Raw genomic sequence first — 21,270 nt, forward strand, 5'->3', positions numbered from 1 at the left:
CCCCCGAAGGCCGCTTCCACGAGGGGAGCGGCCTCCGGGGGCGCCGACGGGGGTGTAGGCCGATCAGCTCTGGGCCATCGCAGCGATCAGGCTCTTGGGGCGCATGTCGGTCCAGTTCGCCTCGATGTAGTCAAGGCACTCCTGCCGCGCAGCCTCGCCGAACACCGAGGTCCAGCCGGCCGGCACCTCGATGAAGACCGGCCACAGCGAGTGCTGGCCCTCGTCGTTGACCAGGACCAGGTAGTTCGCGTCAGGGTCCTCGAACGGGTTCGTCATCACGTCGTCCTTCCTGCGGGCATGATGTGGACCGTCCGGTCACACCGCGACCCAATATGGCCCAGGGTGCCGAGTCGGAGTCAAACAACCGCCGCACCGAGCATGCCGTGGCCCCGATTACCCGTCTAACTGCGGCCCGGCGCCGGTTGAACAGGGCACTTCGCACCATCTGCGGTCGGTCTTGATCCGGGTCGCGCATGGTGCCAAGGTGGCCGCGGCGGAGCGTGCCAGTCTCGTCAGCTTTAGAAGCCACCCATCTGTTGGTTCATTCGGGGGGATTAGCCTGATGCTGTCGCCGGAGCAACAGCACGGAGAATCCTCCGGGCGCGAGTGGATCCCCGATCCCCGCGCCCCGAGTTCTTGTGTGCGACGGACAATTCCCCGCTCGTGCCTGTCGCCGAATAAGGTCATCCCCGAAAATGAACGATCATGCCGGTGATTTATAGTGGTCTCCGCCGAACGCGTGGGCAGTAACGTGTATGGCCGGCCCCGCAGATCGATCCACGGGGATCGACATACAACGTTCCACTTGCTTTCCGCCTCCAGGGTCCGGTTGACGAAAATGCACTGGAACAGGCTCGCGTGGGCGGATCGGACCACCGTGGGGGTGCAGCACTCGGAACTGCCCGGCGACCACATGTATCTGCTGAATTCCGTGGCTACCGTCGACGAGTTGACCCGAAATGCCCTCGCCGAAAACCAAAGCGGCCAGGTGAGGGCTGCCGGACCCCAACTCAAGCCACCACCGCAGGCGGTGAGAGTGCGGCGCCTGGCGCCAGCTGGCCGGCGGCCAGCGCGGCGGTCAGCGCCAGCGGGACGGAAGCGGCCGAGGTGTTGCCGGTGCGGGCGATCTCGCAGACCGCGCTCCGCGACGGTACGCCGAGTCACTCGGCCACCGCCTGGATGATGCGGCCGTTCGCCTGGTGCGGCACCAGGGCGTCGACCATCCCGGGGCTCCATCCGCAGCCCTTCAGAACCCGCGAGGCCGACAGCGCCATCTGTTCGACCGCCCGCAGGTAGACCTTGCGGCCGGCCACGCCGAACCAGCGCGGGCCGTCGGGTTGTTCGAGCTCGCCGGGCACCTGGATGAGGTGGTGGCCCGAACCGTCACCGCCGAGGTCGAACGCCAGCAGCGCGCCCTGCGCCGCGGTGGTGCCGCGGCGCAGCACCACCGCGCCCGCGCCGTCGCCGAAGATCACGGCCGTGCCGCGGTCCGTCGGGTCGACGATCGGGGAGTAGATTTCGGACGCCATGAGGACGCCGTCGACGACGCCGCTGGTGATCAGGCCGTTGGCCACCGTGGTGGCGTAGACGAACCCGCTGCACCCGGTGGAGATGTCGAACGCCGGGACCTGGCCCAGGCCGAGGCGGTGGGCGACCTCGGGCGCTGCGGCCGGGCACGGGCGGTCCGGTGTCGTGGTGGTCAGCTCCACGCCGCCGACCGTTCGCCGGCCCGCCGAGCTCAGCGCGTTGGCGTCGGCCTCGCCGGCCAGGTCGCGCATGGACACCCCGGGGCCGCCCGGCGCCGTGCGGCGATGCCGGTGCGACTGCGGATCCTCTCGTCGGTGGTGCCCAGCTGGGCCATCAGCGCGGCGTTGTCGATCTCGGTGCTGGGCAGGCAGGTGCCGAGGCCGGCCAGGACCGAGGCCGGCCGGTCGCGGCGGTTCCCGGACGATGAGGTGGACTCTGCCGTGGACATCGGGTCACGCGCCCCGCGGCGTCAGGCGGACCGGCAGGGACTCGGGGCCGTTGACGACGATCGATTCCAGCAGTTTCGGCTCTCCGGCCAGCTCGATGTCGACCCTGCTGTTGAGCAACTCGCCGAAAATTAGGCGGAGTTCGGACTTGGCCAGCACGCTGCCGAGGCAGAAGTGCTCGCCGAAGCCCAGCGCCAGATGCCGGTTCGGCTTGCGCAGCACATCGAAGCGGTCCGGATCGTCGAACACCGTCTCGTCGCGGTTGGCCGACGGGAGCCAGAACACCACGCGGTCGCCCGGCTCGATCCGTTTGCCGTGGATCCCGATCGGCCTGGCCGCGGTGCGCATGATGTGGGTAGCGGTCGAGGTCCAGCGCAGCACTTCCTCGACGGCGGACGGCAGCAGGCTCGGGTCCGCTCGCAGGATGTCCCACTGCTCGGGGTGCTGGAGGAAGGCGAGCATACCGCCGGCCGCTGAGATCCGGGTGTTCTCGGTGCCCCCGACGAGCAGGTTGTCGCAGTTCAGGATGATGTCGTCCGGGCTGAGCCGATCACCGTCGATGACGACGGTGGCGAGTGCGCTCACCAGGTCGTCGCCCGGATCCGCCGCCTTCTCCTCCTGGAGGTTCTCGAAGTACCCCATGATGTCGAGGTGGGCGAATCGGCGGGTCAGTGGGTCGCCATCGGCGAATGCCTTGCTGGTGAGATCGTACAGATAATGCCAGTCCGACTCTGGGATGCCCATCATCTTGCAGATGACATACAGCGGAATGCGTGCGGCGATTTCTGCGACGAAGTCGCAGGACTCCTGTGCCAAGGCGCCGTCTACCACGGCGCGGGCAATGTCCCGCATTTCCTCCTCGAGTGTCCGGACCGACCGGACGGTGAACCACTCGTCCACCACGCCGCGCAGTTGGCGGTGGCGCGGCGGATCGGTGAGGGCCAGGGTGCGGCCGCCCCCGGGGTCGACTCCGTGGTCGGCGGGCCGCAGCAGGATTCCGTGTGCGGAGCTGAAGGTCTCGTGATCGCGGTAGGCGGTTCGCACGTCCTCGTACCTGGTCAGCGACCAGTAGCCGGGCAGTTCGGCCGGTTCGTGCCAGTGGGCCGGGTCGTTGGCGCGCAGCCACCGCCACTGCACAAAAGGGTCGCCATGTGAATAGAGTTCTGGATCGACCAGGTTGATAAGCGGTGGCGGCTCGATCGGCTTGCTTTGCACGCGATGCCTCGCAGGGGTCTAAGGGTTGAATTCACGGTGGCATGCTGTTTCGCACAGCGTCAAGGCTTGCCGAGCCGCCCGCTCCAGGTCGTCCGAGCGGCCTGTTCAAGTGCCGCAAAGCGCACTTGAACACTGCTGCCGAGCGGTGTCCCGAGTCATTGAGGCATGTTGATCTCTTCAGCGCCGGGAGGCTATGTTCCCTGGCCGGATGGAATTATTCCGGGCTGAGGTACGCCGAATCGTCGGCTGCCTTGTTGATGGTGTCGTTTTTTCCTGGGAAGGAGGGGTGCAGATGACTGATGAGCAGTTGTTTCTGCGGTCCAAGGTCATAATCGAGCCGCTGGTGGACAGGTTTGTCGCCCAGCCGCACACCATGGCGCCGGTGCAGGCGGCGATGAACCTGGCGTTCCTGCATGTCCCGCTGCTCGAGTCGTACCTGCAGTCCCCGCAGGTGCATGTCGCGGCCAGCAACAATCCGGAGCTGCGCGGCGGTTATTTCATCAACATCCCGGAGGAGCGCGCCGATGAGGTGCGCGAGCTGCTCGCCGCCATCAAGCGGGACCGGGCCGACATGCTGAAGTTCGCCGAGGCGATCGCCGCCGGTCAGGAGATCCTGCGGGCCAACGCCACCGGCTTCGACCTGACCCCGCTCTACCCGAAGCTGCCGGAGGAGCTGGGTGGTCTGGTCGAGTTGGCCTACGACACCGACAACCAGGCGCAGCTGCGCTTCTTGGAGCCGGTGCTCTACCACAGCCCGTACTACCAGGAGTCGCGCCAGTCGGTGCAGCTCTCCTTCGAGACCGGCATCGAGCGCCCGTTCATCCTGAGCACCCCGCGGCTGCCCTCCGAGGACGTGCTGGAGCTGGACATCCCGTTCCGGCACCCCGGTCTGACGGAGCTGTTCAAGGCCCGCGTCAAGCCGACCACGCTGGCCCACCTGCGTGAGGCCCTGGAGCTGAACGACGAGCAGGCGGCCGTGCTGCGCACCATGTTGAGCGAGACTCCGGCCCTGAACGAGGACCGCCACATCGAGTCCGGAGGCCGGATCCGCTACTTCGGCCACGCCTGCCTGGTGCTGCAGACCCCCGAAGCCGCCATCGTCACCGACCCGTTCATCAGCGCGGACAGCGACGCCGACGACCGCTACACCCTGGACGACCTGCCGGACTACATCGACCTGGTGCTGATCACCCACGGCCACCAGGACCACATCGTCATGGAGACCCTGCTGCAGTTGCGCGGCCGGGTCGGCAAGATCGTCTGCCCGCGCTACTCCCGCGGCAACCTGGCCGACCCGTCGATCGCGCTGATGCTCAAGCACCAGGGCTTCGACGTGGTGGAGGTCGACGACTTCGACGAGGTCGAGTTTCCGGGCGGGAAGATCACCGCCACCCCGTTCCTGGGCGAGCACTGCGACCTGGACATCCGCGCCAAGTCGACCTACTGGGCCGAGCTGGCGGGCAAGAAGGTCTTCATCGGTGCCGACTCCTCCGGCATCGACCCCAAGCTCTACCGCTACGTCAAGGGCCACCTGGGCACCGCCGACTTCGCCTTCCTCGGCATGGAGTGCGACGGCGCCCCGCTCACCTGGCTCTACCAGGCGCTGCTGACCATCCCGGTCACCAAGAAGATGAGCAACTCCCGCAAGCTGTCCGGTTCCAACGCCGAGCAGGCCGCCGCGATCATGGTCGAGCTGGGCGCCAAGGAGGCCTACGTTTACGCGATGGGCGAGGAGGACTGGCTGGGCCACGTGATGGCGACCACCTACACTCCGGACACCTACCAGATCAGGCAGATCGAGGAGTTCCTCGGCTGGTGCAAGGAGCACGACATCCCGGCCGGCCACCTGTTCAAGCAGCAGGAGTGGCGCTGGTAGCAGCCCGCGGTTGACCGCAGGCCCCAGGCGAACCCCCTCACCGAATTCTGTTCCCAGCCCTGTTGGAGGTACTTCCATGGCTGTGCACGACATCGGCTATGTCGAGCTGTACACGAGAGACACGGTGCCGGCCGTCGACTACTTCGTGTCCGCCATGGGCTTCATCCGGGTGGCCGACTCGGTTGAACCGGAGCGGAGTTCGGTGCTCCTGCAGAAGGGTGAGGTTCGCCTGGTGGTCACCTCCGGGCGGGGGATCGTGAGGTTCCTGGAGCAGCACGGCGACGGCATCGTCGACACCGCGCTGACCTGTGACGCCGTGGCGGCGACCGCCGTGGCGGCGGCTTCCGCCGGCGCCACGGTGACGCGTTCCTTGCAGGGCCTGCCGGTCGTGTCCGGCTTCGGAGATGTCGTGCACGCCCCGCTGCCGACTGATCGGCTGGTCAACGGCACTCCCGGCAGTCGTAGTTGGTCTCCCGCGCCCCGGGTCACCGCGACGGCGGCAACCGGTCGGGTCACCGGCCTGGACCACATCGCGGTCTGCCTTGAGGGCGGCACCCTGGAGAAGTACGCCGACTTCTACCGTGATGTCTTCGGCTTCCCCCGCTACTCCTCGGAGTATGTTGCGGTCGGTGCCCAGGCGATGGACTCCATCGTGGTGCACAGCGACTCGGGGGGTGTCGCGTTGCTCGACACACCAGACAGCTACTACGACATGCTCGGCGAGCGGCTCGGCGAGCGGCTCGGCGAGCGGCTCGGCGGTCTGCACGCCCAGGTCGAGGAGCTGCGCGAGACCAAAGTCCCGGCTGACCACGATGAGTGGGGTGACCTGCTGCAGGTCTTCACCCGCTCGCCCTACCCGCGCAACACGCTCTTCTTCGAGCTCATCCAGCGCAACGGTTCGCGAGGCTCCGGCAGCGCCGACATCCGTGCCCTGTATGAAGCGGTGGAGCTCGATCGGCTGACTTCGTGATGGGTACCGAACGCCCCGAGACCACCGGCCTGTTCACCCTGAAGGACTACGAGGAAGCCGCCAGGAGCCGTTTCGACCACGGGAGTTGGGACTTCATCGCCGGTGGTGCCGGCCAGGAGCGCACCCTGGCGGCCAATCTGGCGGCGTTCGACCGGGTGCGGTTGCGGCCGCGGGCGCTGTCCGGATCCGGGGCGCCCGACACCAAGGCCACAGTGTTGGGACACAGTTGGCCGGTGCCGATAGCGGTGGCGCCGATGGCCTACCACACCCTGGCTGATCCGGAGGGCGAGGTGGCTACCGCGCGGGCCGCCGGCCAGGCCGGCCTGCCGGTGGTGGTGAGCACCTTCGCCGGCCGGACCTTCGAGTCCATTGCCGAGGCCGCCAGTGCGCCGCTCTGGCTCCAGGTGTACTGCTTCCGGGACCGCTCCACCACCCGGCAGCTGGTGGAACGGGCCGAGCGGGCCGGCTTCGAGGCGCTGGTGCTCACCGCGGATGCCCCCCGGCTCGGCCGCCGGCTGCGCGACCTGCGCAACGACTTCCGGCTGCCGGACGGGATGGTGCCGGCCAACCTCACCGGCGGCGACTACGCCTCCCCGAGCGCACATGCGCTCACCGAGTTCGATCCCGCGCTCGACTGGTCGGTCATCGACTGGCTGCGTGAGATCAGTTCACTCCCGGTGCTGGTCAAGGGAGTTCTGAGCGGGGCCGACGCCCGGGCGGCACTGCGCGCCGGGGTCGACGGGATCGTGGTGTCCAACCACGGCGGCCGCCAACTGGACGGTGTCCCGGCGACCCTGGAAGTACTCGCCGAGATCACCGCGGCGGTCGGCGGTGCGTGCCCGGTACTGGTCGACGGCGGCATCCGCCGCGGTGCCGACGTGCTGGCCGCCCTGGCACTGGGCGCTGACGCGGTGCTGCTGGGCCGTCCGGTGCTGTACGGCCTCGCGGTCGGTGGCGAGAACGGCGCGGCGCACCTACTGGAGCTGATCACCGAGGAGCTGGTCGAAGCCATGGCACTCACCGGGACCCCGTCAGTTGCCGAGGCGGGTCCTGCCCTGGTCGGCGCGGAACCCGAAGCCACCCCGGCGCCGAGCGCGGTTTGGAGCACGCCGGCCGCTGGGCTGCGCAAGGCCGAGCTGCATGGCAGTGTCAGTGACCCGGTGCTGGACACCATGAACTTCCTCAACGAGGTCACCACCCGCTATCCGCAGGCGATCTCGTTCGCCCCCGGCCGCCCGCACGACGGCTTCTTCGACACCGAGCAGATCTTCACCCATCTGCGGCGCTACCTTGACCACCTGGAGGCGCAGGGCGCCTCGCCCGGACAGGTGCGCTCCGCGCTCTTCCAGTACGGCCCGACCAGCGGCCAGATCCGCGAGCTGATCGCGGATTCGCTGCGCAAGGACGAGAACACCGACGTCGCCCCCGAGTCCATCGTGGTCACGGTGGGGTGCCAGGAGGCGATGTTCCTCGCCGTGCGGGCGCTGATCTCCGGACCCGAGGACGTGCTGCTGGTCTCCAGCCCCTGCTACGTGGGGATCACCGGCGCGGCCCGACTGCTGGACGTCACCCCGACCGCCGTGGCCGAGCGCGAGTCGGGCTTCGACTGCGCCGATCTGGAAGCGGCCATCCTGGCCGAGCAGGCCCGCGGCCGCCGTCCCCGGGCGTTCTACGTGATCCCCGACCACTCCAACCCGTCCGGCACCACGATGCCGCTGCAGACCCGGCTCGACCTGCTCGACCTGGCGCAGCGCCACGACATCCTGGTGCTGGAGGACAGCCCGTACCGGATGGTCAGCCCGGGGCAGCAGCTGCCCACGCTGAAGTCCCTGGACCGCCACCGGCGGGTGGTGCAACTGGGATCGTTTTCCAAGACGCTCTTCCCCGGCGCCCGGGTCGGCTACGTGGTGGCCGACCAGACGGTGGTGGATGCGGACGGCCGCACCGGCCTGCTGGCCGACGAGCTCACCAAGATCAAGAGCATGATCACGGTGAATACCTCGGCCGTCAGCCAGGCCGTGGTAGCGGGCATGCTGCTCGCGGCCGACGGTCGGACCTCCGAGCTGAACGGCGAGACCGCCGCCTACTACGGCGACGCGATGCGGGTCACCCTGGAGGAGCTCGCCAAGCAGTTCCCGGCCGCCGAGCGGGAAGCCCTCGGGGTGCGCTGGAACGAGCCCACCGGCGGCTTCTTCCTCAGCCTCACCGTACCCTTCCAGGCCGACAACGCGGCGCTGATCCGCTCGGCGGAGGAGTTCGGTGTGATCTGGACCCCGATGTCATACTTTTATCCGGACGGCGGTGGCGAGCACGCCGTCCGGCTGTCCGTCAGCTACCTGACGCACCAGGAGATAGCCGACGGGACGGAGCGGTTGGCGCACTTCATCAAGTCCCAGTCCCAGACGGCCCGCGACTGAGCCGTCCGCGCCCGAACCCGAGGGAGCTACCCATGCCGGCGTCCACCCGCACCTGCTAGTCGATCACCGAGGCGATGCTTCTGCCCAAGTTGATCAGGCTCGGCCCCACCCTGTACTGCATCATTCACCCTGATGAAGGTGGTCCCCGCCTGCCATATCCTGCGACGCGCCGAGGAGCGCGGGAGTGAGGACCGGACACCGTGGCCGTGGAGACCACTGCGGGGACCTTCGGGCTCGCCCTGGCCATGCAGACGGCCCTGATGGGCCGTCTGCTGATTCCTGGTGAGCGACCCGGCGATCGACGACAACCTGTACCGCCGGCTGACCGGCCTCGGTGCCGAGGTGGAGATTTGCCCCGAGCCGGCCGAGGTCGGCGACTTCCAGGAGGCCTGGCTGCGCCGGCTGGCGGAGCTCCGGTCCGACTGCCGGACAGCTTCTGCCCCGAGCAGTACAGCAACCCGGACAACCCGGCCTCCTACCGGGTGATCGCCGAGCTGCTCGCCGACCAACTCGGCACAGTGGACTGCTTGGTCGGTCCGGTCGGCTCTGGCGGCTCGATGTGCGGCAACACCCGGGCACTGCGCGAGCACACCCCGCAGACCCGGGCGATCGGTGTGGACAGCCACCGCAGCCTGCTGCTCGGCCAGCCCGACGGGCCGCGGCAGCTGCGCGGCATCGGCAACAGCCTGTAGCCCGCCGGCCTCGACCACACCGTCTTCGACGAGGCCACTGGTGCTCCGGCATCGAGGCCCCCCGCGAAGTGCATGCCCGGCACGCCCTCTTCCAAGGCCCCGCCGGCGGCGCCGCCTACCTGGTCGCCAAGTGGTGGGCCGAGCACAACCCGGACCGCACCTGCATGGTGATCCTCCCGGACGAGAGCTACCGCTACCTGGCCTCGGTCTACCCACCCCCAGCCGCGCCAGGTACCTGAAGCGGAGGGCGGCCAAGTGAGCACGGTGGAAGCGACGGTGGAGGCAGGCTCGTCCTGGGCGGCGCGGGCGCGGCGGCTGTTGTTCGCCATCGCGGTGCTCCCGACCGGCACCGGGCTGGTGATGCACCTGAGGCACGCCGGCCAGCAGTTGCGACCCGGGACCCTCCGTGTCATTCACGTGGAGGAAGGCGTGGTCCTCGCCACAGTGCTCGGCACGGTGACGCCATGACCCCGCACCCTTTCATGTTGCACCACACAATCAGAGAACAAAGGAACTTCCCTGTTCCGCAACGTACTTGACCGGAATGCCCACCGTGCTTCGCTGGGTCGGATGCGCTCGGGAATCGGCGGGCACCCCGCCTTGTGCAGGTCGCGTTGAATGCGTGATGTCGCTGGATTTGTGCCTTCGGCCGTTTCAGGCGCTATACCTCCTGTCTGTGAGGTATGTACAGGGAGGAGGCCTGACCGAAGGGCGGCGGGCATTCCGGGGGCAGATACGAAGGGCGGCGGCCGAGGGGTTCGCCCGGGGAGAGGAGAAAGCGGTCATCACCAGGCGACTGCTTGTGCACGCCGGATCGGTGCAGCGCTTGCTGAGCGAGGCGGAGTTCACCGAGCCGGAGGACGAACTCGCCAAGGGTGCCGCAGGGCACGGGCCGAACGATTCGCAGTGGACACTCGATCGGATAGGGCTGCTGATGTCCCATCAGTTTATCGTTCGTTACACCATCCAGGGTGTAGTCGCGTTGCTCAAAACGCCATGAGTGGGTCCATTGCCCGCGCCGACGCGGACTGGTGTCACGGGAGGAACCACGGGCTGGGTGAAGGAATGTTGGTCATTCAATGCGTGATTCAAGCCAATTGACGAGCCATACACGGCTAGCTGGTTGTGACCCCTCGACAGTTCATGGGGCGGAAGTGATGATCGAGTCACTGGAATTTGGCTGGGACGTTTCCTTGAGGGCCGGCTTCGAACCTTGGCGGTGATTCGCGGAGCGAGCCTTCGGGACCTGGTACGCACCTCGACGGGACGCCCCTGTGGAGTATCGACACGCGCCTGGGCCCAGCTCGGAGCCGACAACAATCAGGGGGAGCACGTGAGGCGGACTGTTAGAGACCTGACATCGACCGTTGTGGTGCCGGCCGCCGTGTTGCAGTTGGGAGAGTCACCGCGCACCGGCGGCCGGGACGAGGAGCACATCGCCAGGTTAGCGGAGCTGGACGGCCCGCTTCCGCCGATCCTGGTCGAGCGGCGCACCATGCGCGTGATCGACGGGACCCACCGGCTGCTGGCCGCGGTTTCCAAGGGCCAACTGACCATCGAGGTTGAGTTCTTCGACGGCAGCAGTGCGGATGCCTTCCTGAAGGCGGTCGAGGCGAATGTCACCCATGGTCTGCCACTCTCCCTGGCCGACCGGCGGGCAGCAGCCGAGCGGATCGTGACCTCGCACCCGCACCTTTCCGACCGGGCGATCGCGCGGACCGCGGGGCTGGGTGCCAAGGCGGTGGCGGCGATTCGCCGCCGGGTGGCTGAGACCGCGGATGGACCGCAGTTGCAGGTGAGGGTCGGTCGGGACGGCAAGGTCCGTCCGCTGAACAGCCTGGAAGGGCGCCGTCGGGCCGCGGAGCTGCTGGCCGAGCGCCCGGAGGCCTCGCTGCGCGAGGTCGCCAGGCTGGCCGGGCTCTCCCCGGCGACGGTCAGCGATGTCCGGCGCCGGCTGGCGGCCGGGGAGGCGTCGGCCACCGAGCAGGCGGGCGACGGCGCCATGGGCGTGGTGCTCCCGGCCCAGCGGACCCGAGCGACCGTGGCCCAGCAAATGCGGCTGATGCGGTCCGACCCGGCCATGGTGCTGGAGAAACTACTGCGCGACCCGTCGCTGCGCCACAAGGAGGAAGGCCGCCAACTGCTGCGCCTGCTGCAGCAGAACGCGATGGGGGTCAAGGAATGGTCCGAGCTCACCGAGGTCGTGCCCACGCACTGCGGCGCCCTGGTGGTGGACCTTGCCCGGCAGTGCGCCGAGACCTGGCTGGAGTTCGCGCAGCAACTGGACGAACGGGTTCGCGCGGTGGACCAGGCGGCGACCGGCTGACCGAGTAGTGCCGGGCCTGTCGTGGCGGTCGCGCGCGGGCCCGGCACAGACCGGCAGGGGAGCCGATGGGGCGCTGCCGTCATGCGGCGCGGAGCAGGACGAGCGACCCGTTGAGGTAGGGCTGTTGCCGCAGGTGGCCGTGCCGCTCGTCCCAGCTGCCGGAGGCAAGGTCCTGTCGGAGCCGCCCGGTGCACTGCTGCGCCGGCTCCGGCTCGACGAAGCTCCATGCCGAGCAGGACTGCAGGGCAGCCGGGTCGAGGAGGCGCGCAACTCACGTACGACGCGTACGTCACCGAGCCCGATTGGCCCGGTCGGCGGAGCTCGGTCGGCACGGGCGGACAACTCGCCGTCGTCGACCAGCTGTTCATGAGCCATGGGATGCGGACCGAGGTGCGGCAGGTTAGCGGGTATCGCGAGACCGACCTCTACATCCTGTTGGCAGAGCCCCGCTGAACGACGGTGACGTCGCCACACAGGTGGGATGAATACCTCCGAGTCGGGCAGTCACCCACGGACCCGATGGCAACGGACCGTCAAAGCAGGGCTGTTCACGAGTGATGGCTTGGCATCGGCTCGAGGGATGCGGCCCCGCTCGCCGGCGACCGGATGTTCAACCGATGTGTGTGCGGCAGTTGGACACCCGCGCGCACTCGTCCGGGACCGCACACCCTTGCATTCCAGCACCTGTGCACCATCTGGCTGTTCAGGGTCAGCGTGCACTCCTGTCACTTACCGAGCGTCGAGGGTTGGGGCATAGTGGTCGGCGGGCCCCGCCATGATCCCTAATGCCGACGCAACCGATGCCGCTGATGTGCGCTTCGCGAGTAGTCCGGCCTGGACGGCGACGCGAGGCGGCCGCATCTCGGCTGACGTAGGAGCCGGAACGGTGCGCCGCACCCCCGGAACAACAGTGACCGACGGAGCAGCAGCCTAGGGGAACAGCATGGATTTCGATCTCGGCGGCTACCAGAGCCTGGGAGCTGCCTTCGACGCGCGGATCGCGCGTCACCCGGAGAATGCCGCTCTCACCATCACCCGTGGCACCGCCGAGGAAGACGACGAGAGCCTCAGCTTCACGAAGCCGGTGCGGCTCACCCCGTCGCGCGAACTGGACCCCAAGGTGCGGCGCCTGGCGGCGGGAGACCTCAGGTGACCGCCACCCGCACGGGCGCCGCGATCGCGGCCGCCCTCGACGAAGCCCTGGGCCCGCTCGACGAGACGGCCCGCCGGTCCGTGGAACTCGACGAGAACGATCAGTTCCCCGCGGACTTCTGTGCCCGCCTCGATGGGTGGGGCCTGTCGGCCTACTACGTGCCGACCGAGTGGGGCGGCGCGCTGTCCGACCACGAGGAGATGATCCGGCTCTGGCGCATCGTCGCTCGCCGTGACATCAGTGCACTGACGGCCCACGCCAAGACGTACCTGGGCGTGGCCCCGATCTGGATCGCCGGCAACCCGGAGCAGGCAAGGGCCACCGCTGACGCGGTGATGTCAGGTTCGCCGGTGGCTTGGGCGCTGTCCGAGCCGGAGCACGGTGCCGACCTGCTGAGCGGTTCCGTCACCGCCACGGCGGAGCCCGACGGCTACCGTGTCGACGGCGTGAAGTGGCCGATCAACAACGCCACCCGCTCGAGCCATGTCACTCTGCTGGCGCGCACCGGCCAGGAGGGCTCCGGGCGTGGGCAGAGCCTCTTCCTCGTTGACAAGTCAGCGTTACAGTCCGGTACTTGGCGGACACTGCCGAAGGTGCTGACCCACGGCATCCGCGGGATCGACATCTCCGGCATCGAGTTCGACAGTGCGCTGCTGCCGGCCGACGCCTTGCTCGGACCGGAGGGAAGCGGCCTGAAGACGGTGCTGCTCGCGCTCCAGCTCACCCGGACGATGTGCACCGCCATCTCCCTCGGCGCCGGTGAGCACGCACTGCGACTCGCGGCCCGGTTCGTGGGGGCGCGCATCATTCAGAAGCGCCCGCTTGCCGAACGGCCCTTCCCGGCCTCGGTCCTGGCCCGCAGCGCCGGGCTACTGACGGCTACGGAGGCGACCGCGCTGGTCGCCGCCCGTTCGATCCACAGCCTCACCGCGGAGATGAGCGTGACCTCGGCGGCCGCCAAGGCACTCGCGCCCACCCTGGTCGACGCCACGCTGGGGGAACTCGCCGAACTGCTCGGCGCACGTTCCTTCCTCTCCGATGTCTACGAGTACGGTGCGTTCCAGAAGGTGTGGCGCGACCACCAGATCGTGGCCGTGTTCGACGGCAGTACCCCGGTGAACCGCGCCGCCCTGGTGCAGCAGTTCCCCAAGCTTGTCCGTGGCTTCGCCACCGGCACCGTCGATGCGGCCGGACTGGCCGAAGCCGTCTCGGCCGGCGGCCCGGTCCGACCCGTCGACCGTGGCGCACTGACCATGGTGTCCCGGCAGGGATGCTCGGTCGTCCAAGCACTGCCCGCACTCGTCGAGTCGATCGGCGGCCGGCCCGCTCCCACCGGGCTCGCCGACCAGGCCGTCGCACTGGGCGCCATGGCCGACTACCTGCACAGCCAGATGGCCGACGTGGCGCCCGCCGCCCGCCCCGCCATGGCCGCCTACGAGCTGGCTGCCGCCTATGAGCTCTGCTACGCGGGTGCGGCCTGCCTGCACCTGTGGGCCACGGGTGAATCCGAGCATGCGGCGGAGCCGCTGTGGCAGGACGGCCTCTGGGTGCGGGCGGCGCTGCGCGCCCTGCTGGCCAGGCTCGCTGCGGTACTGCGAGTGCCGCAGCCGGTCGCCGCGCCCGGCGACGACCGGCTCGACGGCGCGCTGGCCCGTCTCATCGTGGACGCCGCGACCACCGGTGCCCCCGTCACCCCGTTCGGGGCGCCGGCGCCGCGATCGTTTCAGCAGGGGAAGGACTCGCGTGAGCGCTGAGAAACTGGACGCGCTGTTCGGCAACCCACGGGACGCGGACAACCCGGTCGGCTACGCCGCCATCCTCGCCGCCGATGAGCGGCACGAGATGCTCGCCGAGGGCGAACGCCTGCTGGAGGCCTACGGCATGAACGCCGAGTTCGTGCCGGCCGCGTACGGTGGCCGACTGGTGCGGGCCGACCGGCTTGCCGAAGTGCAGCGGGCGCTGTGGCGACGCGACCCCTGCCTCGGCCTCGGCTACGGCTTCAGCTCCCTCCTCGGATCGGTCAACATCTGGTCCGCCGGCACGCACGAGCAGCGCACGAAGGCAGCCGAGATCCTGCTGGGGGGCGGCCGGATCGCGGCCGCCTTCCACGAACTCGACCACGGCAACGACTTCGCGCACGCCGAGTGCGCTGCCGTTCCGAGCGACGACGGCTGGCTGCTGACCGGGCGCAAGGAGATCGTCACCAATCTGCGCCGTGCCGAGGCCATGGTGCTCTTCGCACGGACCAGTGAGGTCGCGGGCAGCCGCAGCCACAGCCAGTTCTTCGTCACCCGGGGCGAGTTGCCGGCCGACCGCGTGCTGGATCTGCCGCGGTTCCCCAGCTCCGGCATGAACGGAGTGCAACTCGGCGGACTGCGGTTCTCCGACTGCCCGATCCCCGGCAACGCGATGCTCGGCCGGCCCGGCCAGGGCATCGAGAACGCCCTGCGCGCCTACCAGCTCAGCCGAGTCGTGCTTCCAGCCATCCTCGTCGGGCCGTTGGACACCGCGCTGCGTCTGGCGCTGGAGTGCGTGCACGAGCGGCGCCTCTACGGTGGCTTCGCCGCCGACCTGCCCTATGTGCGCGCCGCCCTCGCACGCGCCTACGCCGACCTGCTGGCCGTCGACGCCTTCTGCGGCGTCGGACTCCGGGCGCTCCACCTGGCGCCGGAGGCCACGCTGCTCTACGCACCGGCGGTGAAGTACCTGACCTCACGGATCGTACTGGACGCCTTCGAGGATCTGCGTGCGGTCATGGGCGCCCAGGGCTACCTCCGCGAGGGCTCCTACGCGATGTTCCAGAAGCTCGTCAGGGACGCCGCTCCGGCCACCTTCGCCCACATCTCGCGCTCCGCCTGCCTGGTGCTGATCCTGCCGCAACTGCCCCGGCTGGCGCGGAAGTCCTGGCTGGCCGACCCGGCCGCCGCTCAGCAGCTGTTCGACCTCGGCGCGGATCTGCCGCCGCTGGACTTCGACCAGCTCGCCGTCGGCATGCTGTCCGGTGACGGGCTGATCGGCGTGCTGGCCGAGACCGCCGAGCGCGAGTCGGCCGGGAGCCCTGTCGGTCGGTTTGCAGTGCGCTTCAGGGACGAGGTGCTCGCGCTGCGCGACCAGTGCGCCGCACTGGCTCCCTCCGACCTCACGGTCGGGGCCTCTCCGGAGGCCTACGCGGTGGCCGACCGGTACACGGTGCTGCTCGCCGCCGCCGCCGCGCTCGCGGTCTGGCGCGGCGATGACCGCCAGCAGGAGGCGGCGCTCCTCGGGATCCTCGACCGGCTCTCCGGACGCCTCGGTGGCGCCCCGGTGCTCACTCCGGACGAGCGCGCGAGTGCCGAGCAGGCGCTGTTCGACATCGCTGTCGAGCGCTTCCAGGACGGGCGGCTCCTCGACCTGTCCGCACGTCATGTTTCCGGATGAGAGAGGGAGTTCGATGACTGATCGGGTAGTGGATGTGCGGGTGTCGGGTGAGGACATCGAGCGGTGGTTGATGGAGCGGGTGTCCTATTACCTGGAGACGCCGGTGGCGGAGATCGATCCGGGTGTCTCGCTCGCCGAGTACGGGTTGGAGTCGGTGTACGCCTTCGCGTTGTGCGGGGACATCGAGGACACGTTGGGTGTGACCGTGGAGCCCACCCTGGTGTGGGACGTCGACACGGTTGCGGCTCCGGCCTGGTGGCCGAACTGCCGTCGACCTGAGGGGCCTTCCGGGCCTTCAAGGCCCACAGGGCTCTTAGTGCACTTTTGTTCGCCGGCGGCGGGGTCCGACGGAGTCCTGGGTCGGTTTGGTTGATTCGCGCGGTCCCGGTGCCGTGGTTCAGCGTCCTGCCTTTGTTCTTCCAGAGTGCGTCGATCGATTGAGGGATACGAGAATGGGTGCCTCCGCACAGGGTCCGTGGGATCTGATGTCCGGCCAGCTGGGGGTCTGGTACGCGCAGCAGCTCGCGCCTGACAATCCGGCGTACAACATCGGTGACTGCACGGAGATCCACGGCGAACTCGACGCGGATCTCTTCGTGCGTGCGCTGCGCCGCACAGTGCAGGAGGCGGAGACTTTCCGTCTGCGCCTGTGTGTGGAGGGTGGGACGCCGCGGCAGTTCCTGGGGGATGCCGGAGAGGTTCCGGTTCACGTGGCGGATCTGCGGGGGGAGGCTGATCCGCGTGCGGTGGCACAGGAGTGGATCCAGGCTGATCTGGACACGCCGGTGGAGCTGGTGGGTGGGGCGCTGTCGGGGCATGCGTTCTTCGTGCTCGGGTCGGATCGCTTCCTGTGGTACCAGCGTGCTCACCACATTGTTCTCGACGGCAATGGTCTGTCGCAGTTCGCTGAGCGGCTGTCCCAGGTGTACGGGGTGCTTCGGGCGGGTGGGGATCCGGCCGAGAGTGCTTTGCGGTCGGTGTCGGAGCTGATCGAGACCGACCGGGTCTACCGGGGTTCGCAGGAGCGTGACCGGGACCGGCGGTTCTGGCTGGAGACGTTCTCGGACCATGAGGAGGAGACGGCGTCCGAGGGGCCGCAGGGGCGGCGCCTCGCCGGCCGATCGCTGACCCACCAGCAGGATCTCGGAGTCGACGCGACCGCTGGGCTGCGGGCTACCGCGAAGCGGCTTCGGGTCAGCTTCGCCGGTTTGGTGATCGCCGCGTCGGCCGTCTACCAGCACCGGTCCACCGGGGCGCAGGACGTCGTGCTCGGAGTGTCGGCCAGTGGCCGCACGAGCATGCGTGAGGTGGGCATCCCCGGCATGACCGCGAACATCATGCCGATCAGGCTCAGGGTCCGTCCGGGCATGTCCGTCGAGGAGCTTGCGCGGCAGACGCAGCGAGCGCTCCACAGCGGTCTGCGTCACCAGCGCTACCAGTACCCGGACCTGCTCAGGGACCTGAAGCGGGTCGGCGGCACCCCGCTGTACGACATGATCGTCGACGTCATGGTGGCCGACCGCCGGATCGGTTTCGGCGACTGCGCGATCACCCGGACCGGCCTGGCAAGCGGGCCCGCCGAAAGCCTGAAGATCGATGTGCTCGGTGACGCGGCCGAGGGCGGTGTGCAGACCATCATCGAGATGAACCGCGAGTACTACGACGCCGAGGCGGCGTCGTCGGTGAGTCGCCGGTTCCTGGCCGTGCTGGACTGGCTCAGCAGTGCTCCGGCCACCGCATGCGTCAGCACCGTCGACCTGCTCGACCCGGCTGAGCGACGGCTGGTGCTGGAGACCTGGAACGACACCGTGGTACCCGGCGAGGCCCTGCCGGTACCGCAGCGGTTCGCGGCCCAGGTGGCCGCGACGCCGCAGGCGGTTGCCGTGGTGGCCGACGGCGCGGCGGTGTGCTACGCCGAACTGGACGCGCGAGCCAATCGGTTGGCGCACCACCTCCTCGCCCAGGGAGTCGGCGCGCAGTCGCTGGTGGGTCTGTGCCTGCCACGCGGCCTGCAGGCGATCGAGGCGATCCTGGCGGTGTGGAAGGCGGGGGCGGCGTACCTGCCGCTGGACCCGGCGTACCCGGCGCAGCGGCTTGACCAGCTGCTGGCCGACAGCGGGGCCGGGCACGTGCTGGGCGAAGCGGCGCTGATCGGGGAGCTGGCAGCCCAGGGTGTGCGCACGATCGCCCTGGATGACCCGACAGTGCTGGCCGAGCTGATCGCACGACCCACGGCTGCACCGGAACTCGGCTTGATGGCAGATCAGTTGGCCTACGTGATCTACACCTCCGGCTCGACCGGCAAGCCCAAGGGCGTGGCTGTGACGCACCGCGGGCTCGCGAACTACGTGGCCTCGGTGCCAGGACACGTCGGCTTCGGTACGCCGGGCGGTAGGTATGCGCTGCTGCAGCCCACGGTGACGGACCTCGGTAACACCGTGGTGTTCGCGAGCCTGACGACCGGCGGTGAACTGCACGTCCTGCAGGAGGGCGCGGTGACCGATCCGTCAGCCGTGGCCCAGTACCTGGCGGAGAACCGCATCGACTTCGTGAAGGTGGTGCCCTCGCACCTGGCGGCGCTGGGCGCGGCAGCCGGCCTGGCCGCCCTGATGCCGGCCGGGGTGCTGGTGCTGGGCGGCGAGGCGGCGTCGCCGACGCTGGTCGACGCACTGCTCGAAGTGGCCGGTGACCGTGGTGTGTTCAACCACTACGGGCCCACTGAGACGACCATCGGCGTGGTAGCCGGCCGACTCGACCGGAAGCCGGTTGCCGATGGCGTGGTGCCGCTCGGGGTGCCGGTGGCCAACACCCGTGCCTACGTGCTGGACGGGTCGCTGAGCCCCGTTCCGGTCGGTGCGGCGGGTGAGTTGTACGTCGCCGGTCCGCAGGTGGCGCGCGGGTATGTGGGTCGTGCCGGTCTGACCGCGCAGCGGTTCGTGGCCTGCCCGTTCGGCCCGGCTGGCGAGCGCATGTACGCGACGGGCGACCTGGTGCGGTGGACCACCGACGGCGAACTGGTGCACCTGGGCCGTACGGACGAGCAGGTGAAGGTGCGCGGCTTCCGGGTGGAGCCGGGTGAGGTGCAAGCGGTGCTGGCCGCGCACGAGTCGGTGGCACAGGCCGCCGTCGTCGTCCGCGAGGACGTCCCGGGCGACAAGCGCCTGGTCGCCTACGTCGTTCCCGCCGCCGCGCAGACGGCTGACGCCGCGCGACTGAGTGAGCTCGTGCTCGTGTTCCTGGCCGAGCGGCTGCCGGGGTACCTGGTGCCCTCCGCGGTGGTGGTGCTGGACGTGCTGCCGCTGACGGCCAACGGCAAGCTGAACCGCGCCGGCCTGCCTGCTCCGGACTATCTGTCCTCCACCGCCAAGGCCGTCGGCCGCGGTCCGGCGACGGTGCACGAGGAGATCCTCTGCGGTGTGTTCGCGCAGGTGCTGGGTGTGGAGAGGGTCGGCCTCGACGACGACTTCTTCACCCTGGGCGGCCACTCGCTGCTGGCGATCCGGCTGATCAGCCGGATCCGGACGGTCCTGAACGTCGAGTTGCCGATCCAGGTGTTCTTCGAGGTGCCGTCGCCGGCCGGGGTCGCGGCCTGGCTGGCCGAATCGGCGGTCACCGAAGGGCGTGCGGCGCTGGTGCCGGCGGAGCGGCCGGAGCGGGTGCCGCTGTCGTTCGCGCAGCGCCGCCTGTGGTTCCTGGGGCAGCTGGAGGGTCCGAGCGTCACCTACAACGCCTCGGTGGCGCTGCGACTGAGCGGAGAGTTGGACCGGCAGGCACTGGCGGCCGCGTTCAACGACGTGATCGGGCGGCACGAGGTGCTGCGCACGGTCCTGCCGGCGGTGGATGGTGAGCCGTATCAGCGTGTCCTGTCGGTGGAGGCGTGCGGGTTCGAGCTTGCGGTGGTCGAGGTGGCGCCGCAAGAGCTGGACGGTGCGGTGGCCGAGGCCTCAGGTTACGCGTTCGACCTGTCGGCGGAGGTCCCGCTGCGGGCGACGGTGTTCGCGGTGGCGCCGCAGGAGCATGTGCTGGTGGTGCTGATGCACCACATCGCGGGTGATGGTTGGTCGACGGGGCCGATGCTGCGGGATGTGTCGGAGGCGTACGCGGCACGGCTGGGCGGTGCGGCGCCGGTGTGGGAGCCGTTGCCGGTGCAGTACGCGGATTACGCGGTGTGGCAGCGGGAGTTGCTCGGCGACGAGCAGGACCCGGACAGTGTGCTGTCCGGGCAGGTGGCGTACTGGCGGGAGGCGTTGGCGGGGGCACCGGAGGAGTTGGAGCTGCCGGCCGATCGTCGGCGTCCGGCGGTCGCCTCGTACCGTGGGCACGAGGTGCTGCTGGACGCCCCGGCCGAGCTGCATGCGCGGGTGCTGGAGGTGGCGCGTGAGCGGGGGGTGACCCTGTTCATGGTGCTGCAGGCGGCGTTGGCGGTCACCCTGAACCGGATCGGCGCGGGCACGGACATCCCGATCGGGTCGCCGGTCGCCGGGCGCACCGATGAGGCGCTCAACGACCTGGTCGGGTTCTTCGTCAACACCTTGGTGGTGCGGACCGACCTGTCCGGTGACCCGACCTTCGACGAGGTGCTGGAGCGGGTCCGGGAGACCAGCCTGGGGGCGTTCGCGCACCAGGACGTCCCGTTCGAGAAGCTGGTCGAGGAGCTGTCGCCGACCCGGTCGATGGCACGCCACCCGCTGTTCCAGGTCATGCTCACCCTGCAGAACACGGAGTCGGCACGGCTGGAGCTGCCCGGTCTGCGCGCCGACCGGGTGCCGACCGGCCTGGTATTCGGCAAGTTCGACCTGGACCTGAACCTGAGCGAGGCGTTCGACGCTGACGGTGCGCCGGCCGGCTTGCGGGGTGTGCTCCTGGCGGCGGGGGACTTGTTCGATGCGCAGACCGTGCGGCGGATCGGGGACTGGTTGCTCCAGGTCCTGGAGACGGTGGCGGAGGATCCGCAGCTGCGGGTCGGGCGGATCGACCTGCTCGATCCGGCTGAGCGTCGCCTGCTCCTGGAGGAGTGGAACGACACTGCTCGGCCGCTGGTGGATGCGACGTTGCCGGGGTTGTTCGCCGGGCAGGTGGCGCGGACGCCGGATGCGGTGGCGGTGGTGTTCGAGGGTGTCGAGGTGTCGTTCGGGGAGTTGGATGCGCGGGCGAACCGGTTGGCGCGGTTGCTTGTGGGGCGGGGTGTGGGTCCGGAGTCGGTGGTCGCGGTGGTGATGGAGCGCGGCGTG

15 protein-coding genes and 1 pseudogene are annotated in these 21,270 nt (G+C 69.3%); 13 read left to right on the forward strand and 3 right to left on the reverse strand.

Annotated features, from left to right (window positions below; genetic code table 11):
• Positions 1-63: 63 nt before the first annotated feature.
• The 3 genes and pseudogenes from JF597_RS37930 to JF597_RS37940 form a co-directional block, all read right to left on the reverse strand.
• Positions 64-276: an MbtH family protein gene (locus tag JF597_RS37930; RefSeq protein WP_041132243.1), complete on the reverse strand. Its 213-nt coding sequence runs from the start codon at positions 274-276 to the stop codon at positions 64-66.
• A gap of 714 nt (positions 277-990) precedes the next feature.
• A pseudogene (locus JF597_RS37935) lies at positions 991-1,975 on the reverse strand (beta-ketoacyl-ACP synthase 3); the annotation flags it as partial.
• A 4-nt stretch (positions 1,976-1,979) separates the two neighbouring features.
• Positions 1,980-3,110, reverse strand: a complete 1,131-nt coding sequence (locus JF597_RS37940; RefSeq protein WP_294006717.1) for a cytochrome P450 — start codon at positions 3,108-3,110, stop codon at positions 1,980-1,982.
• Positions 3,111-3,480: 370 nt separating this feature from the next.
• Here JF597_RS37940 and JF597_RS37945 point away from each other — a divergent pair, with 370 nt between their 5' ends.
• The 13 genes from JF597_RS37945 to JF597_RS38005 all read left to right on the forward strand — a co-directional run.
• On the forward strand, positions 3,481-5,064 hold the full coding sequence (locus JF597_RS37945) for an MBL fold metallo-hydrolase (protein ID WP_294006720.1): 1,584 nt from the start codon (positions 3,481-3,483) through the stop codon (positions 5,062-5,064).
• Positions 5,065-5,140: 76 nt separating this feature from the next.
• On the forward strand, positions 5,141-6,034 hold the full coding sequence (locus JF597_RS37950) for a VOC family protein (RefSeq protein ID WP_294006723.1): 894 nt from the start codon (positions 5,141-5,143) through the stop codon (positions 6,032-6,034).
• The gene (locus JF597_RS37955; protein WP_294006752.1) at positions 6,034-8,451 is read left to right on the forward strand and encodes an aminotransferase class I/II-fold pyridoxal phosphate-dependent enzyme; all 2,418 of its coding nucleotides are present in this window, start codon (positions 6,034-6,036) and stop codon (positions 8,449-8,451) included. Before JF597_RS37950 ends, JF597_RS37955 begins: the two co-directional genes overlap by 1 nt.
• A gap of 245 nt (positions 8,452-8,696) precedes the next feature.
• Entirely contained in the window at positions 8,697-9,143 is a 447-nt protein-coding gene (locus tag JF597_RS37960) for a pyridoxal-phosphate dependent enzyme (protein WP_294006755.1), read from the forward strand.
• A gap of 68 nt (positions 9,144-9,211) precedes the next feature.
• Positions 9,212-9,382 (forward strand): hypothetical protein, encoded by a 171-nt coding sequence (locus JF597_RS37965; RefSeq protein WP_294006726.1) that lies wholly within the window; start codon positions 9,212-9,214, stop codon positions 9,380-9,382.
• A 16-nt stretch (positions 9,383-9,398) separates the two neighbouring features.
• Entirely contained in the window at positions 9,399-9,611 is a 213-nt protein-coding gene (locus JF597_RS37970) for a hypothetical protein (RefSeq protein ID WP_294006729.1), read from the forward strand.
• Positions 9,612-9,765: 154 nt separating this feature from the next.
• On the forward strand, positions 9,766-10,143 hold the full coding sequence (locus tag JF597_RS37975) for a hypothetical protein (RefSeq protein ID WP_294006732.1): 378 nt from the start codon (positions 9,766-9,768) through the stop codon (positions 10,141-10,143).
• A 372-nt stretch (positions 10,144-10,515) separates the two neighbouring features.
• Complete coding sequence (locus tag JF597_RS37980; RefSeq protein WP_294006735.1) at positions 10,516-11,469, forward strand: transcriptional regulator; 954 nt, start codon at positions 10,516-10,518, stop codon at positions 11,467-11,469.
• Positions 11,470-12,412: 943 nt separating this feature from the next.
• On the forward strand, positions 12,413-12,622 hold the full coding sequence (locus tag JF597_RS37985) for a hypothetical protein (RefSeq protein WP_294006738.1): 210 nt from the start codon (positions 12,413-12,415) through the stop codon (positions 12,620-12,622).
• Positions 12,619-14,376, forward strand: coding sequence for an acyl-CoA dehydrogenase (locus JF597_RS37990; RefSeq protein WP_294006741.1), 1,758 nt, complete (start codon positions 12,619-12,621; stop codon positions 14,374-14,376). The genes JF597_RS37985 and JF597_RS37990 overlap by 4 nt, the downstream gene beginning before the upstream one ends.
• Positions 14,366-16,039, forward strand: coding sequence for an acyl-CoA dehydrogenase (locus tag JF597_RS37995; RefSeq protein WP_294006743.1), 1,674 nt, complete (start codon positions 14,366-14,368; stop codon positions 16,037-16,039). The genes JF597_RS37990 and JF597_RS37995 overlap by 11 nt, the downstream gene beginning before the upstream one ends.
• A 70-nt stretch (positions 16,040-16,109) precedes the next feature.
• The gene (locus JF597_RS38000; RefSeq protein ID WP_294006758.1) at positions 16,110-16,412 is read left to right on the forward strand and encodes an acyl carrier protein; all 303 of its coding nucleotides are present in this window, start codon (positions 16,110-16,112) and stop codon (positions 16,410-16,412) included.
• A 79-nt stretch (positions 16,413-16,491) separates the two neighbouring features.
• Positions 16,492-21,270 (forward strand): non-ribosomal peptide synthetase (locus JF597_RS38005; protein WP_294006746.1); only part of this gene is annotated, 4,779 nt, incomplete at its 3' end.

Origin of the sequence: Streptomyces sp., from assembly GCF_019510245.1 — a bacterium.
Classification (GTDB): Bacteria; Actinomycetota; Actinomycetes; order Streptomycetales; family Streptomycetaceae; genus Streptomyces.